This is a genomic window from Hylemonella sp. GW821-FHT12C09 (assembly GCF_058807395.1).
In genome coordinates this window covers 109,424-124,418 of record NZ_JBXAQQ010000009.1, presented here as the reverse complement: position 1 = coordinate 124,418, position 14,995 = coordinate 109,424, and the positions used below count along the sequence as shown (strand labels likewise).

10 protein-coding genes are annotated in these 14,995 nt (G+C 66.8%); 5 read left to right on the top strand and 5 right to left on the bottom strand.

The features are described from left to right. Window positions 1-70: 70 nt before the first annotated feature. Window positions 71-1,114, top strand: a complete 1,044-nt coding sequence (locus AC1RRP_RS15265) for a cell division protein FtsZ (protein ID WP_493037634.1) — start codon at window positions 71-73, stop codon at window positions 1,112-1,114. Between the two features lie 20 nt (window positions 1,115-1,134). Continuing rightward, window positions 1,135-3,201, top strand: a complete 2,067-nt coding sequence (ligA, locus tag AC1RRP_RS15260) for an NAD-dependent DNA ligase LigA (protein WP_493037632.1) — start codon at window positions 1,135-1,137, stop codon at window positions 3,199-3,201. A 4-nt stretch (window positions 3,202-3,205) separates the two neighbouring features. On the opposite strand, the gene AC1RRP_RS15255 is transcribed toward ligA, so the two are convergent. Both AC1RRP_RS15255 and AC1RRP_RS15250 read right to left on the bottom strand, forming a co-directional pair. After that, window positions 3,206-3,586 carry a YbaN family protein gene (locus AC1RRP_RS15255; RefSeq protein WP_493037630.1) on the bottom strand — a complete coding sequence of 127 codons (381 nt, stop codon included), beginning with the start codon at window positions 3,584-3,586 and terminating at the stop codon, window positions 3,206-3,208. Window positions 3,587-3,613: 27 nt separating this feature from the next. Further along, entirely contained in the window at window positions 3,614-3,985 is a 372-nt protein-coding gene (locus AC1RRP_RS15250) for a response regulator transcription factor (protein WP_493037628.1), read from the bottom strand. A gap of 24 nt (window positions 3,986-4,009) precedes the next feature. On the opposite strand from AC1RRP_RS15250, the gene def reads away from it, so the two are divergent. Beyond that, window positions 4,010-4,549: a peptide deformylase gene (gene def / locus AC1RRP_RS15245; protein WP_493037626.1), complete on the top strand. Its 540-nt coding sequence runs from the start codon at window positions 4,010-4,012 to the stop codon at window positions 4,547-4,549. Between the two features lie 44 nt (window positions 4,550-4,593). Here def and AC1RRP_RS15240 read toward each other — a convergent pair whose 3' ends face one another. From AC1RRP_RS15240 to map, 3 genes are all read right to left on the bottom strand, one after another. Then, on the bottom strand, window positions 4,594-5,208 hold the full coding sequence (locus AC1RRP_RS15240) for a 3-keto-disaccharide hydrolase (RefSeq protein ID WP_493037624.1): 615 nt from the start codon (window positions 5,206-5,208) through the stop codon (window positions 4,594-4,596). Window positions 5,209-5,342: 134 nt separating this feature from the next. Continuing rightward, window positions 5,343-8,015 carry a [protein-PII] uridylyltransferase gene (locus AC1RRP_RS15235; RefSeq protein WP_493037622.1) on the bottom strand — a complete coding sequence of 891 codons (2,673 nt, stop codon included), beginning with the start codon at window positions 8,013-8,015 and terminating at the stop codon, window positions 5,343-5,345. A gap of 41 nt (window positions 8,016-8,056) precedes the next feature. Further along, a complete protein-coding gene (gene map / locus AC1RRP_RS15230) occupies window positions 8,057-8,872 on the bottom strand; it encodes a type I methionyl aminopeptidase (protein WP_493037620.1) in 816 nt (271 codons plus the stop codon). Window positions 8,873-8,982: 110 nt separating this feature from the next. On the opposite strand from map, the gene purL reads away from it, so the two are divergent. Both purL and AC1RRP_RS15220 read left to right on the top strand, forming a co-directional pair. Continuing rightward, window positions 8,983-13,053 carry a phosphoribosylformylglycinamidine synthase gene (purL, locus tag AC1RRP_RS15225; RefSeq protein WP_493037618.1) on the top strand — a complete coding sequence of 1,357 codons (4,071 nt, stop codon included), beginning with the start codon at window positions 8,983-8,985 and terminating at the stop codon, window positions 13,051-13,053. A 22-nt stretch (window positions 13,054-13,075) separates the two neighbouring features. Further along, window positions 13,076-14,938 carry a sensor domain-containing diguanylate cyclase gene (locus tag AC1RRP_RS15220; RefSeq protein ID WP_493037616.1) on the top strand — a complete coding sequence of 621 codons (1,863 nt, stop codon included), beginning with the start codon at window positions 13,076-13,078 and terminating at the stop codon, window positions 14,936-14,938. Window positions 14,939-14,995 lie beyond the last annotated feature (57 nt).

The window sequence follows — 14,995 nt, the reverse complement described above, 5'->3', positions numbered from 1 at the left end:
CCCCCGAGGGGCGGCACTCCCAGCGGCCCGGCAAAGCCGGTGCCGCGGTAGCCTGCGTACAAGGAAACCAATGAGCAGGCTGCAGATTGGACTGGCTATCGCTGGCGGTCTGTTGCTGGCGGCCCTGGTGGCGCACGGCGCCTGGACGGCACGGCGCAACCAGCCTCGCCTGGCGGAGCCTGAAGCCGCCCCCGTCGAGCCGCATGGGCTGGACGGGCTCGCGCCCGATCCGGCGGCGCCCGCTGCCGCCGGCAGCGCCGATGAGGACGGGCTCCTGCTGCCGACGATGCTGGACAGGAAAGCCCAGCTGGACCCCTTGATCGACGTCAGTGCGACCATCGAGCTCGAGCACCCGGTCAGCGGCGAGGCTGTGCTGCAGCACATGCCGGCCACGCGCCGTGTGGGCAGCAAGCCCTATGCCATCGAAGGCCTGGCCAACGGGGCCTGGGAGCCGCCCCAGCCCGGCCGGCGTTACAGCGCCCTGCAGGCCGGCGTGCAACTGGCCAACCGCGCCGGCGCGCTCAACGAGATCGAGTACTCCGAGTTCGTCATGAAGACGCAGGCCCTGGCCGACGCCGTGGGCGGCACCCCCGAATTCCCCGACATGCTCGATGCCGTGGCGCGGGCGCGCGAACTCGATGCCTTTGCCAGCGAGCATGATGCGCAGCTCAGCGTCACCCTGCGCGCGCGCCACACCGCCTGGAGCGCGGGTTATGTGCAGCAGAACGCGGCACGCCTGGGTTTCGTGGCCGGCGTGCTGCCCGGGCGCATGGTGCTGCCCGCCAGCGTGGGCGGCCAGCCGCCCACGCTGGGCCTGCATTACGACGCGCAGGCTGCCCAGGCCGAAGACCCGGCCCAGACCGCCATCCGCGAGATGACCTTGAGCCTGGATGTGTCCCAGGTGGCACGCTCCGAGCAGCCCTATGTGCGCCTGCGCGAGACCGCCGCGCGCCTGGCGGAGGTCATGGACGGCCAGATCACCGACGACAATGGCCAGACCCTGAGCACCGATGCCATGGACCTGATCGGTTCGGAGCTCGAGAACCTCTACGACAAGCTCGACGAGCGCGAGTTGTCAGCCGGCTCGGTACTGGCGCGCCGTCTGTTCTCCTGAAATTTTGACCCCTGGATTCGATGAGCACGTCCGACCTGTTCGACGCGGCGCCCGCTGGCGGCCCTGACTTGCGGCGTGTGCAGGAACTGCACCGCCTGCTGCACCACCACGCGCACCGCTACTACGTGCTCGATGCGCCCGAGGTCCCGGACGCCGAGTACGACCGGCTGTTCCGCGAACTCCAGGCGCTGGAGGCGGCGCATCCGGAACTGCTCACGTCCGACTCGCCGACGCAGCGGGTGGGTGGACAGATTCTTGATGGACTGGCGGCGGTGCGCCATGCGGTTCCCATGCTGTCCATCGACACCGAGACCGACACGACGGCTCAGGGGGCGCAGAACTTTGATGCCCGCGTGCGCAAGGCCCTGGGTCTGCAGGAAACCGATCCGCCGGTGGACTACGCAGCCGAACTCAAGTTCGACGGCCTGGCCATCAATCTGCGCTATGAACGCGGTGTGCTGGTGCAGGCTGCCACGCGCGGGGACGGTGAGACCGGCGAGGATGTGACGCAGAACGTGCGCACCATCGGGCAAATACCGCTGCGCCTGGACGGCTGTGACGCGCCCGTGCTGGAGGTGCGTGGCGAGGTCTATATGCGGCGCGATGACTTCGAGTCACTCAATGAGACACAGCGCGAAAAGGGCGAGAAGACCTTCATCAACCCGCGCAACACGGCGGCCGGCGCCATCCGCCAGCTGGACCCGGCCCTGGTGGCCCAGCGGCCGCTGAGCTTTTTTGCCTATGGCCTGGGCGAAGTGCAAGGCTGGGCCGTCCCCGCTACGCACAGCCAGATGCTGGATGCGCTGCAGGCCCTGGGTTTGCCGGTGTGCGCCGAACGGGTCGTGGCCCAGGGCGCCGAGGGCCTGCTGGCCTTTCACCAGGCCATGGGTGCGAAACGCGACGCGCTGCCTTTCGATATTGACGGGGTGGTCTACAAGGTCAACGCCCTGGCCCTGCAGCAGCAGCTGGGTTTCAAGACCCGCGAGCCACGCTGGGCCGTGGCGCACAAGTACCCGGCGCAGGAGATGCTCACCACCGTACAGGCCATCGAGGTGCAGGTGGGTCGCACCGGCAAGCTCACGCCGGTGGCCAAGCTGGCGCCGGTGTTTGTGGGTGGTGTCACGGTGACCAATGCCACCCTGCACAACGAGGACGAAGCCCGGCGCAAGGATGTGCGCGTGGGCGACACGGTGATCGTGCGCCGCGCCGGCGACGTGATCCCCGAGGTGGTGGCCGTTCTGCTCGAGAAGCGCCAGCCTGGGGCCGAAATCTTCACCATGCCGCGCATCTGCCCGGTCTGCGGCTCGGCGGCCGTGCGCGAGGAGGACGAGGCCGACTACCGCTGCACCGGCGGCCTGTACTGCAGCGCCCAGCGCAAGCAGGCCATCCTGCACTTTGCGCAGCGCCGCGCAGTTGAGGTCGAGGGCCTGGGCGAGAAACTGGTGGACCAGCTGGTCGACGGTGGCGTCGTGAATACCCTGCCGGATCTCTACCGCCTGGGCCTGGTAGCGCTGGCCAGCCTTGAGCGCATGGCCGACAAGTCGGCGCAGAACATCGTCGACGCGCTGGAGAAATCGAAACAGACCACCTTGCCTCGTTTCATCTTCGGCCTGGGCATCCGCCACGTGGGCGAGGCCACGGCCAAGGCGCTGGCGCGGCATTTCGGCAAGCTCGACGCCATCATGGATGCCAGCGAGGAAGCTTTGCTGCAGGTGCCCGACGTGGGCCCCGTGGTGGCGCAGAGCATCCACACCTTCTTCCGGCAGGCGCACAACCGCGAGGTGGTGGCGCAGCTGCGCGCCTGCGGCTTGCGTTGGGAGGAGGGCGAACCCAGCCCGGCGGCGCAGCTGCCGCTGGCCGGCAAGACCTTCGTGCTGACGGGCACCCTGCCCACGCTGAGCCGCGAGCAGGCCAAGGAGATGCTGGAGGCGGCCGGCGCCAAGGTGGCCGGCTCGGTCAGCAAGAAGACCGACTACGTGGTGGCGGGCGAAGAGGCCGGCAGCAAGCTGGACAAGGCGCGCGACCTGGGTGTGGCGGTGATCGACGAAGCCGGCCTGCAGGCACTGCTCGGCGGCGCTGCCGGCTGAGGCTTCAGCCCGCGTTGGTCGAGCCGTCTGCAAAACGCTCCGGCCGGCGCCATAGCCACCACAAGGTGGCCACCATGCAGGTGATGGCCAAGAGCGGTACCCACAGCGGTCGCACGCCGTACAGCATGTAGAGCGCGCTGGCGCCCATGAATGACGTGGCCAGCCACTTGGCGCGCCGGCTGACCACGCCGCCGCGACGCCAGTCGCGGATCATCGGGCCGAAGGCCGTATGGTTCTCAAGCCAGTGGAGCAGGCGCGGCGAACTGCGTGCCGCTGCCCAGGCCGACAGCAGGACGAACGGGGTGGTGGGCAGGACGGGCAGGAAGAGACCGATGATCCCCAGCAGCAGGAAAAGCAGGGCCAGGAGCAGGTAGAGCCAGCGCATCGGTATGGGCAGGTGTACGGTCCGCCTTCAGGATTCTTCCAGCAGCTTGTTCACCACACCCCGGAGCACGGCCGGCTTGAAGGGTTTGACGAGGTAGGCATTGGCGCCGGCCTCCTGTCCCCGCTTGCGGTCGGCCTCGGCGTCGTTCGCCGAGAGCAGGATGATCTTCACCTTGGCAAGGGTGTCCGAGCTGCGTAGCTGCTTGCAGACCTCGTAGCCGTCGAGCCCGCCCGGCATCATGATGTCGAGCAGGATCAGATCGGGATGGCTCTGCTTGGCCGCCAGTATTCCAGCCTCGCCATTGGAGGCCTCGGAAAGCTTGAGCCCGGATTCGTTCAGGGCCCATTTGACGAGATCACGCGTTGTCGCGTGGTCATCAATAATGAGAACTTTCTTCATGACCAACCGTTTGCTCCAGACACCATGACCATTCGAGAGATTCTACGCATGGGCGACCCGCGCCTCTTGCGTGTCGCCCAGCCTGTCACCCGGTTCGACGATGACGAACTGCACCTGCTCATCACCGACCTGATCGACACCATGGCCGCCGCCAACGGCGCCGGCCTGGCGGCGCCGCAGATCGGCGTGGACCTGCAGGTGGTCATATTCGGCAGCGGGGAATTCAATCCGCGCTACCCCGACGCACCCGTCGTGCCGCGCACCGTGTTGTGCAATCCGGTGATCACACCCCTCGGTGAGGCAGAAGAACTGGGCTGGGAGGGCTGTCTCTCGGTGCCGGGGCTGCGCGGCGTGGTGCCGCGCTGGCAGCGCATCCGCTATACCGGTTTCGATCAATACGGTGACGCCATCGACCGCACGGTGGAGGGCTTCCACGCCCGCGTGGTGCAGCACGAGTGCGACCACCTGGTGGGCAAGCTGTATCCGATGCGCGTGCGCGATTTCACGCAGTTCGGCTACACCGAGGTGCTGTTTCCCGGGCTGGACGCCAGTCAGGACGATTGATATGAACGCGGGCCGGCCCGCGATGTGCCGGCCCGCTGCTCAATTCAGAGCGGCTTGATCTGCACCTTGCGCCACTTGATCGGGCCGCCGTTCGCACCCTGCACGCCGGCACCAAACTGCAGGGCGAAGGGGCCGCTGGGGAATTTGCCGTTGCGGGTGCTGACGGTCTGCACGCCGTTGAGTTTCACGGTCAGCTCGTCGCCCTTGGCCGAGATTTCCAGGGTGTTCCACTTGCCGCCGGCCTTGTAGACGGTGGGCACGGGGACGGCCGCAAAACCGACGATGGCGCCAGTGGCATAGGTCGGGTCCGGGCGGATGTCCCAGATGTTGACCTCGTAAGCGTTGTCGGCCGCGATCTTGGCCGGATCGGAGGCGCGGATGAAGATGCCGCTGTTGGTGTCGGTGGCGGCCCAGAACTCGGCATAGATCTCGAAATCCTTGTAGGAATTCTTGGAAACGAGGTAGCCGCCCTTGCCCTGGTTGGCCGAGATGCCGCCGGCCTCGATGCGCCAGTTGGCGTCGCCTATCCTGTTCCAGTTCTCCAGCCCCTGCTCGCCGTCGATCAGCGTGACCCAGCCGGAGCCGGGCCAGTGGGCGCAGCCGGCCAGGGCCAGGGCCACGGTGCACAGGGCAAGCCTGCGCGGGAATGAATGTCGCATCACGGTCTCCTCAATGGATGTGTCTTGTTCTGCAGCAGGATGCTGCCTGCACACTATGGCACGGCAAGGGGGAGGCCTGTCAATCAGGGTCTGTGCGCACACCCGGGGCATGCGTGTCCGCGGGGGCAGGGGCCTCAGGAAGCCAGCACGTCCAGCAATTCGGTCTCGATGGCGATCTGGGCGCGGTTGTTCTGCAGCGCGTCGCCGCTGATCAGGAAGGTATCGTCCACCCGTTCACCCAGGGTGTTGACCTTGGCCAGCTGCAGGTTGATGCGGTGGCGGGCCAGTACGCGTGCCACCTTGTAGAGCAGGCCGGTCTGGTCGCTGGCGGAGATGCTGAGCAGCCAGCGCTGGGCCTTTTCATCAGGCTTGAGGCTCACGCGCGGCGTGACGGGGAAGCTCTTGACCCGGCGCGACAGCCGCGCGCGGCTGGGCTCGGGCAGGGGGGGCGCCTCGGCAATGGCACGCGCCAGCTCCGACTCGACCATGCTGGTCATTTCGCGGTAATGGTCCTGCAGACCGGGCGTGACGACCTGGAAGGTGTCGAGCGCATAGCCATTGCGCGCCGTGTGGATGCGCGCATCCAGGATGCTGAAGCCGCCCTGGTCGAAATAACCGCAGATGCGGGCGAAGAGGTCGGGCTGGTCAGCGGTGTAGACCAGCACCTGCAGGCCTTCGCCGGCGGGTGAGCGACGCGCCCGCACGATGGGCTGGTCCGTACCGACATGGCGGGAGATGTGGCGCGTATGCCAGGCGATGTCATCGGCATCGTGGCGCATGAAATAGCTGACGTCCAGCGTGTCCCAGAGCTTTTTGTGCGCCTCGTGGGGCAGGCTGTGCAGGGCCAGCTGGACCAGGGCCTCGCGCTTGTGCGCCTCGACCTCGGCATCGGGCGAGGGCGCGTGGCCGCCCAGGGCGCGCAGGGTGTAGCGGTAGAGGTCTTCGAGGAGCTTGCCTTTCCAGGCGTTCCAGACCTTGGGACTGGTGCCGCGGATGTCGGCCACGGTGAGCAGGTACAGGGCGGTCAGGTAACGCTCGTTGCCGACCTGCCTGGCGAAGGCGTTGATGACGTCGGGGTCGCTCAGGTCGGACTTCTGCGCGATGCGGCTCATCGACAGGTGCTCGCGCACCAGGAACTCGATCAGCTTGGCATCCTCGCGGCTGATGCCGTGCTGGCTGGCAAAACGACGCACTTCCGTGGCGCCCAGGTCGGAGTGGTCGCCGCCGCGGCCCTTGGCAATGTCATGAAAGAGCGCGGCCGCGTAGAGGATCCAGGGCTGGTCCCAGCCGGCGCCGAGCTGCGAGCAGAAGGGGTATTCGTGCGCGTGCTCGGCCATGAAAAAGCGTCGTACGTTGCGCAGCACCATGAGGATGTGCTGGTCCACGGTGTAGACGTGGAACAGGTCGTGCTGCATCTGCCCCACGATGCGCCGGAAGATCCAGAGGTAACGTCCCAGCACCGAAGTCTGGTTCATCAGGCGCATGGCGTGTGTGATGCCGCGCGGCTGCTGCAGGATGGCCATGAAGGTCCGGCGGTTGACCGGGTCGCTGCGGAATTTCGCCGTCATCAGGCCGCGCGCGTTGTACAGCGCGCGCAAGGTGCGCGCCGACAGGCCTTTGGCGCCCTCGGTGGTCTGGTAGACCAGGAAGGTCTCCAGGATGGCGTGGGGTTCGCGCTGGTAGAGCTCGTCGCTGGCGACTTCGATCAGGCCGCCCTTGTCCAGGAAGCGTTCGTTGATGGCGCGCGGGGCCTGGGTGCGCGGGTTGAGCCGCTCCTCGATGTTGAGCAGCAGGATCTGGTTGAGCTGGGTCACGGCCTTGGCGGCCCAGTAGTAGTGGCGCATCAGCGCCTCGCTGGCGCGCACCTTGGTCTTGACATCGGTGGTGTCCGGTTTCGCCGATAGGCCGCCCTTAGGCGAAACAGCCCCCTCGGGGGGCAGCGAGGACACGTCAGTGCCGAGCGTGGGGGCCGTCAGTCCGTAGCCGAAGGTGTTCGCCACCGCCGTTTGCAGGTCGAACACCAGCCGGTCCTCGCGCCGGCCCGCGATCAGGTGCAGGCGCAGGCGGATCAGCTCCAGCATGGCCTCGTTGCGCTTGAGCTGGCGTACCTCGAAGGGGGTGGCCAGGCCGGTGCGGGCCAGTTCGTCCCAGCTCTTGCCGTAGCCGGCGGCCTGCGCCACCCAGAGGATGATCTGCAGGTCGCGCAGGCCGCCGGGGGATTCCTTGCAGTTGGGCTCCAGCGCGTAGGGCGTGTCCTCGAACTTGTTGTGGCGCTGCTGCATCTCCAGCGTCTTGGCGACAAAGAAGGCGCGCGCGTCCAGCGCCTGGCGAAAGCGCCAGCGGAAATCCTTGAACAGGGTGGCGTTGCCGCAGATCAGGCGCGACTCCAGCTGCGCCGTCTGCACCGTCACGTCCTTGGCCGCCTCGGCCAGGCATTCGTCGACCGTGCGCACGCTGGAGCCGATTTCCAGGCCGGTGTCCCAGCAACTGCTGATGAAGGTCTCGATGCGCTGGCGCAGGGCTTCATCCGCGTCGGGCGACTGGCCTTCGGGCAGCAGCAGCAGGACGTCGATGTCCGAGTGCGGGAACAGTTCGCCGCGCCCGAAACCGCCGACCGCGACCAAGGCCAGGCCGGGGCCGAACCCGGCCTGTTTCCAAAGTGTCTTGAGGCTGTCGTCGGCCAGGCGGGCCAGCTGGTGCAGGGCTGCATGCACGCCGCGGGTGGAGCGGCCGCTGTCGCTGACGTTCTGCAGCAGTTCGGCCTTGCGGGCGCGGTACTGCTCGCGGAGGGTCTGGGTTCTGATCATGACGTCAGAACAAGCAGGAATCAGGCCCGATCGGCACCGATTCAGGCCGTCAGGGCCGCGCTTTTCACGAAGTCCGGCACCGGCGGGCTGCCGGCCGACAGTGTCAGCACCTCGTAGCCCGTGGGCGTGACCAGCACGGTGTGTTCCCACTGGGCCGAGAGCGAGTGGTCCTTGGTGACGATGGTCCAGCCGTCGCCCAGTTCCTTGATGTCGCGCTTGCCGGCATTGATCATGGGCTCGATGGTGAAGGTCATGCCGGGTTTCAGTTCCTCCAGCGTGCCGGGCTTGCCGTAGTGCAGCACCTGGGGCTCCTCGTGGAAGACCTGGCCGATGCCGTGGCCGCAGAACTCGCGCACCACGGAAAAGCCGTTGCTCTCGGCGAATTTCTGGATGGCCCAGCCGATGTCGCCCAGGCGGGCGCCGGGCTTGACCTGCTCGATGCCGTGCCACATGGCCTCGTAGGTGAAGGAGCACAGGCGCTTGGCGGCAATGGAGGCGTCGCCGACGATGAACATGCGGCTGGTGTCGCCGAACCAGCCGTCCTTGATGACGGTGACGTCGATATTGACGATATCGCCCTTCTTGAGCACCTTGTCGCCGGGGATGCCGTGGCAGACCACATGGTTGATCGAGGTGCACAGCGAGGCCGGGAAGGGCGGGTAGCCGGGCGGCTGGTAACCCAGGGTGGCCGAGGTCGTGCCCTGGGCCTTCATGCATTCGGCCGCGAGGCGGTCAATCTCGCCGGTGGTGATGCCGGGTTTCACGTGGGGGGTCAGGTAATCCAGCACTTCGGCCGCCAGCCGGCAGGCCAGGCGCATGCCGGCGATGCCGGCTTCGTCTTTGTAGGTGATCGTCATGGGGCGGAATTATCCCATCGCCGGCGCTTTCATGCCCGCCGCGGCCTGATCGAGCATGGGGTAGCGGGTAAAATCTTGCGTTTCCCCCTCCGACCTTCAAGGCCACCCCCGTGACCCTGCACATCTCCTCTTTCGAAGGCGGCAGCGCCCTCAGCCCCTTTCGTATCCAGCAGCTTCTGCCCCGGTTGCAGGGCATCCACGACAAGATCAGCGGCATCGCCGCGCGTTATGTGCACCTGGTGGCCAGTGACCAAGCTCCGACCACTGAGCTGAAACAGCAGCTCGCCGCGCTCCTGGCCTATGGCGATCCCTATGCTGGCCCGGCCGAAGGCCCGCTGGTGGTGGTGGCGCCGCGCCTGGGCACGGTCTCGCCCTGGGCTTCCAAGGCCACCGACATTGCCCACAACTGCGGCCTGGCCGTGCACCGCGTGGAACGCGTGGTCGAATACCGCCTGACGCTCAAATCGGGCCTGCTCGGCAAGAACGCCCTGACGACAGAGCAGCTGGGGCAGGTGGCCGCCTTGCTGCACGATCGCATGACCGAAAGCGCCGTGGCCACCCGTGAGGAGGCCTGCGCCCTGTTCACCGAGCTGCACCCGGCACCGATGGAGCACGTGGACATCCTGGAGGGCGGTCGCGCCGCACTGGAAAAGGCCAATGTGCAATTCGGCCTGGCCCTGGCCGAAGACGAGATCGAGTACCTGGTGCAGGCCTTCCGTGACCTCAAGCGCAACCCGACCGACGTCGAGCTCATGATGTTCGCCCAGGCCAACAGCGAGCACTGCCGCCACAAGATTTTCAACGCCGACTTCAGCATCGACGGTGTGCGCCAGCAGCGCAGCATGTTCGGCATGATTCGCAACACCCACCAGCTCGCTCCCCAGCACACGGTGGTGGCCTATTCGGACAATGCCTCCATCATGGAAGGCCATGGCGTCGAGCGTTTCGTGGCCCGCATGGGGCAGGGCAGCGCACCCGGCTACCAGAAGTCCGAGGCCATGAACCACGTGCTGATGAAGGTCGAGACGCACAACCACCCGACCGCCATCTCGCCCTTCCCGGGCGCCTCCACGGGTGCCGGCGGCGAGATCCGTGACGAAGGCGCCACCGGCCGCGGCTCCAAGCCCAAGGCCGGCCTGACCGGCTTCACCGTCTCCAGGCTCTGGGGTGGCTGGTCCGATGAAAAGGGCGGCAAACCCGAGCACATTGCCAGCCCGCTGCAGATCATGACCGAGGGCCCGCTGGGGGGCGCGGCCTTCAACAACGAATTCGGACGCCCCAACCTGGCGGGTTATTTCCGTGAGTACGAGCAGACCGTGGCCAGTGATGTGGACACGGTGCAGCGTGCGTACCACAAGCCCATCATGATCGCCGGCGGTGTCGGTGTCATTGACGCCGGCCAGACCCAGAAGATCCTGTTCCCGGCCGGCACCCTGCTGATCCAGCTTGGCGGCCCCGGCATGCGCATCGGCATGGGCGGTGGTGCGGCCAGCTCCATGGCCACCGGCGCCAACGCGGCCGAGCTGGACTTTGATTCGGTGCAGCGCGGCAACCCCGAGATCGAGCGCCGCGCACAGGAGGTCATCAACCACTGCTGGTCGCAAGGCGACAAGAACCCCATCCTGGCCATCCATGACGTGGGTGCCGGCGGCCTGTCCAATGCCTTCCCCGAGCTCAGCAACGACGCCGGCCGCGGTGCGCGTTTCGACCTGCGCGCCGTGCCGCTCGAAGAGTCCGGCCTGGCGCCCAAGGAAATCTGGTGCAACGAGAGCCAGGAACGTTATGTGATGGCCATTGCGCCCGAGTCGCTGGAGCAGTTCAAGTCTTTCTGTGAACGCGAGCGTTGCCCCTTTGCCGTGGTCGGCGTGGCCACCGAAGAGCGCGATTTGGTGGTGTACGAAGGCAATGGCGTGAGCGGCGCCGGGCCGTCCCAAGGCGCGAGGGCTCCCTCGGGGGGCAGCGAACCACACGCAGTGGGGAGCGTGGGGGCACCGGTGAATATGCCCATGAACGTGCTGCTGGGCAAGCCGCCCAAGATGCACCGCGACGTGAAGTCGATCGCGCGCAGCTTCAAGCCGCTGGACCTGACGGGGGTGGAACTGCAGAAGGCCGTGATCGACGTGCTGAGCCACCCGACCGTCGCCTCCAAGCGTTTCCTCATCACCATCGGTGACCGCACCGTGGGCGGCCTCACCCATCGTGACCAGATGGTCGGGCCCTGGCAGGTGCCGGTGGCCGACGTGGCCGTGACCCTGGCCGACTACGCCGGTTTCAAGGGCGAGGCCATGAGCATGGGCGAACGCACGCCGCTGGCCGCAATCGACGCGCCGGCTTCGGGCCGCATGGCCGTGGCCGAGGCCATCACCAATCTGCTGGCCGCACCCATCGAGCTTTCGCGTGTCAAGCTCTCGGCCAACTGGATGGCCGCCTGCGGCGAGCCCGGTGAGGACGCCGCGCTGTATGCCACCGTGCAGGCCGTGGGCATGGAGCTGTGCCCGGCGCTGGGCATCTCCATCCCCGTGGGCAAGGACAGCCTGTCCATGCGTACGCAGTGGAGTGATGGCCATCACAAAAAGAAGGTCACCTCGCCGGTTTCGCTGATCGTGAGCGCCTTCGCCACGCTGGGCGATGTGCGCGGCACGCTGACACCGCAACTGGACAACACGGCCGATACCACGCTGCTGCTGGTCGACCTGGGCCGCGGCAAGAACCGCATGGCGGGTTCCATCCTTGCGCAGACGCTGAACCAGACCGGTGACACGGTGCCGGACCTGGACGATCCACAGGACCTGATCAACCTGGTCAAGGCCGTGAACGCCCTGCGTACCCAGGGCAGGATCCTGGCCTACCACGACCGCAGCGACGGTGGTCTGCTGGCCGCAGCGGCCGAGATGGCCTTTGCCGGCCACGTGGGCGTGGCGCTCAATGTGGACCTGCTGGTGACGGAGGGCGACGGCATCTCCGACAGCCGCATGGACACCGGCGACAGCAAGAACTGGGCCTCCCAGGTCGGTGCACGCCGCGAGGAGCTCACGCTCAAGGCCCTGTTCAACGAGGAACTCGGTGTGCTGCTGCAGGTCAGGAGCGAAGACCGCGATGCGGTGATGCAGGTGCTGCGCGAACATGGTCTGTCCAAACACAGCCACGTGGTCGGCAAGACGCGGCCGGCTGGTGCAACGGTTGGCGCCGGTGTGGGCGAACTGCAGGTCTGGCGCGATGCCAAGGCGGTGTTCTCTGCCAAACTTTTCGATCTGCACCAGGTCTGGGACAGCGTGAGCTGGAAGATCAACCGGCAGCGCGACAACACCGCTTGTGCCGACCAGGAGCACGCAGCTGCCGGCGCGCCCAGCGACCCCGGCCTGCACGTGCACCTCACCTTCGATCCGGCGCAAGGTCTCGCACCCGCGCTGCTCAAGAGCCGGCCGAAGGTGGCCGTGCTGCGCGAGCAGGGCGTGAACTCGCACGTGGAGATGGCCTATGCCTTCACCGAGGCCGGCTTCGAGGCCTATGACGTGCACATGACCGACCTGCAGAACGGCCGCGCGAACCTGAAAGATTTCAAGGGGGTGGTGGCCTGCGGTGGTTTCAGCTACGGCGACACGCTGGGTGCCGGTATCGGCTGGGCGCGTTCCATCACCTTCAACAAGGGGTTGTCCGAGCAGTTCCAGGCCTTCTTCGCCCGCCTCGACACCTTTGGCCTGGGCGTGTGCAATGGCTGCCAGATGTTCGCCGAGCTGGCCGACATCATCCCCGGGGCGCAGGACTGGCCGCGTTTCACGACCAACCGCAGCGAACGTTTCGAGGCACGCCTGTCTTTGGTGGAAGTGCTCGAATCGCCCAGCCTGTTCCTGCAGGGCATGGCCGGCAGCCGCCTGCCGATTGCCGTGGCGCATGGCGAGGGTTACGCCAACTTTGCCTACCGCGGCAACGCGGCCAAGGCGATCGCGGCGATGCGCTTCGTGGACAACACGGGCGCGGCCACCGAGGCCTATCCCTGCAACCCCAATGGCAGTGCCGGCGGCCTGACCGCGGTCACCACGGCCGATGGGCGGTTCACGGCCATGATGCCGCACCCCGAGCGCGTGTTCCGCAACATCCAGACGAGCTGGACTTCGCTCGACCCGAGCGCGCACAGTCCCTGGATGCAGATCTGGCGCAACGCGCGCCGCTGGATCGGCTGAAGCCACGGCGCCAGTCATGCTCATGAAACCCCGCGTCCAGATCCGCATGCTTGTGCTGGGTTTCGCGGGCCTGGTGCTGATGCTCGCCTGGCAGCAGAAGATCAGCTATGACATGACGCTGGCGCGGGCCTCGGACCATGCGGAAAACCTGGCGCAGACCATCGATGGCCAGCTGGCCTCCGCCTTGCGGCGCATGGATGCCACGCTGCACCAGATCGCCAACCGGCTGTCGGCCAGCACCATGCGCGCCGCGACCGCGGCGCAGCACGAGCGCGAGGTGGCGGACATCCTCCTGCCCTACAAGGTGCAGTTCCCCGAGCTGCGCGACATCTTCATCTACGATGCCGTGGGCAATATTTTGTACGACACCAGGCGTCCTGCGACGCTTCCGCGCTCGGGGAACATCTCGCAAAGACCGGCCTTCCAGTACCTCCAAAGTCATCCGCAGGCCCAGATCGCCTTTTCCGAACTGGTGCGCGGCAATGTGTCCGGTCAACTGACGGTGGCGACCTACGTCCCGGTGCGTGACAAATCCGGACGGATGCTCGGGGCGGTTGCCGCATCCCTGAACCTGAGCCATTTCGACCAGATCTTTGGTTCCTTGCGATTGAGCCCGAGCAGTGTGGTGTTTGTGCGCAGCAGCACGGAGCACAAGCTGGTGATCCGTTATCCCTGGCTAGAGAGCGAGTTCAACAAGCCGGTGCGCAACCCCATCCAGGCCCGTATGGATGCCGGGGAGATCGCCGGACGGGCGGCGTTCAAGGCCGTGACCGATGGCGAGGAGCGCCGCTACAGCTTTCGCAAGATTGATCAGTACCCCTTTTACGTCGTGATTGGCATTTCTGTCCGAGATGCCTTGCAGAACTGGTACCGAGGTGCAGCCTATGTCGCGGGCATCATCCTGCTGCTGGGGCTGCTGCTCGGCCTGACCTTGCGGCGCATGGCCCGCATCGAGACCCTGCGCGAGTCGGCGCGCAGCGACGCCGACCAGGCCCTGCAACTGTTGAGCGAGGGCATCAACAGCCTGTCCGCCGGCATCACCATCTACGATCCCCAGGACCGTCTCGTGATGAGCAACGAGGCGCATCTGCAGATCTTCGGGCGCCTGCGCGATGTCCTGCGGCAGGGCCGGACCTTCGAGCAGATTGCGCGTGATGCCGTGGCCCAAGGGCTCTTTCCCGAGGCGATCGGGCAGGACGAGGCGTGGCTTACCCGGCGTCTGCGCCAGCACCAGGCTGCTGACGGTGTGCCCTATGAGGTGGAACTCGACGACGGGCGCTGGCTGCAGTTCAGCGAACACCGCACGCCCCAGGGGTATATCGTGGGCAGCCGCATCGACATCACCGAGCGCAAGAAGCTGGAGGTCGAGCTGCGTGAGCAGGCGAGCACCGATGCGCTGACCGGCCTGCCCAACCGCCGCCATTTCCTGCGCCGGCTGGAGGAAGAGCTGGAGCGCGTGCGCCGGCGCACCACAGGCGAGGCCTGTGTGCTGATGCTCGACCTGGACCATTTCAAGCGCATCAACGACCAGTACGGCCACGCCGCCGGCGACAGCCTGCTGCGGCATTTTTCCAACCTGCTGCGCCACGAACTGCGTACCACCGACACGGCCGGGCGCATGGGGGGCGAGGAGTTCGCCGTCATCCTTCCCGGCAGCGGCCTGCAGGCCGCCCTGGGCTTTGCCCAGCGCATCTGCGACAAGCTGGTCCAGCATCCCATGAGTTTCGGGCGCGACGAGGTCAGCGTGACGGCCAGCATCGGCATAGCGTCCATCCGCGATGACGACCTGTCGGCCGACGCCGTGCTGTCCCGCGCCGACGGGGCCCTTTACCAGGCCAAGGACCAGGGCCGCAACCGGGTCCAGCTGGCCGACAAGACGGCCTGATACGGCGGGCTGCCGGCCACGAGTGCCGGGCTTGCGAGCTTGACAGCCCCGGGGGGA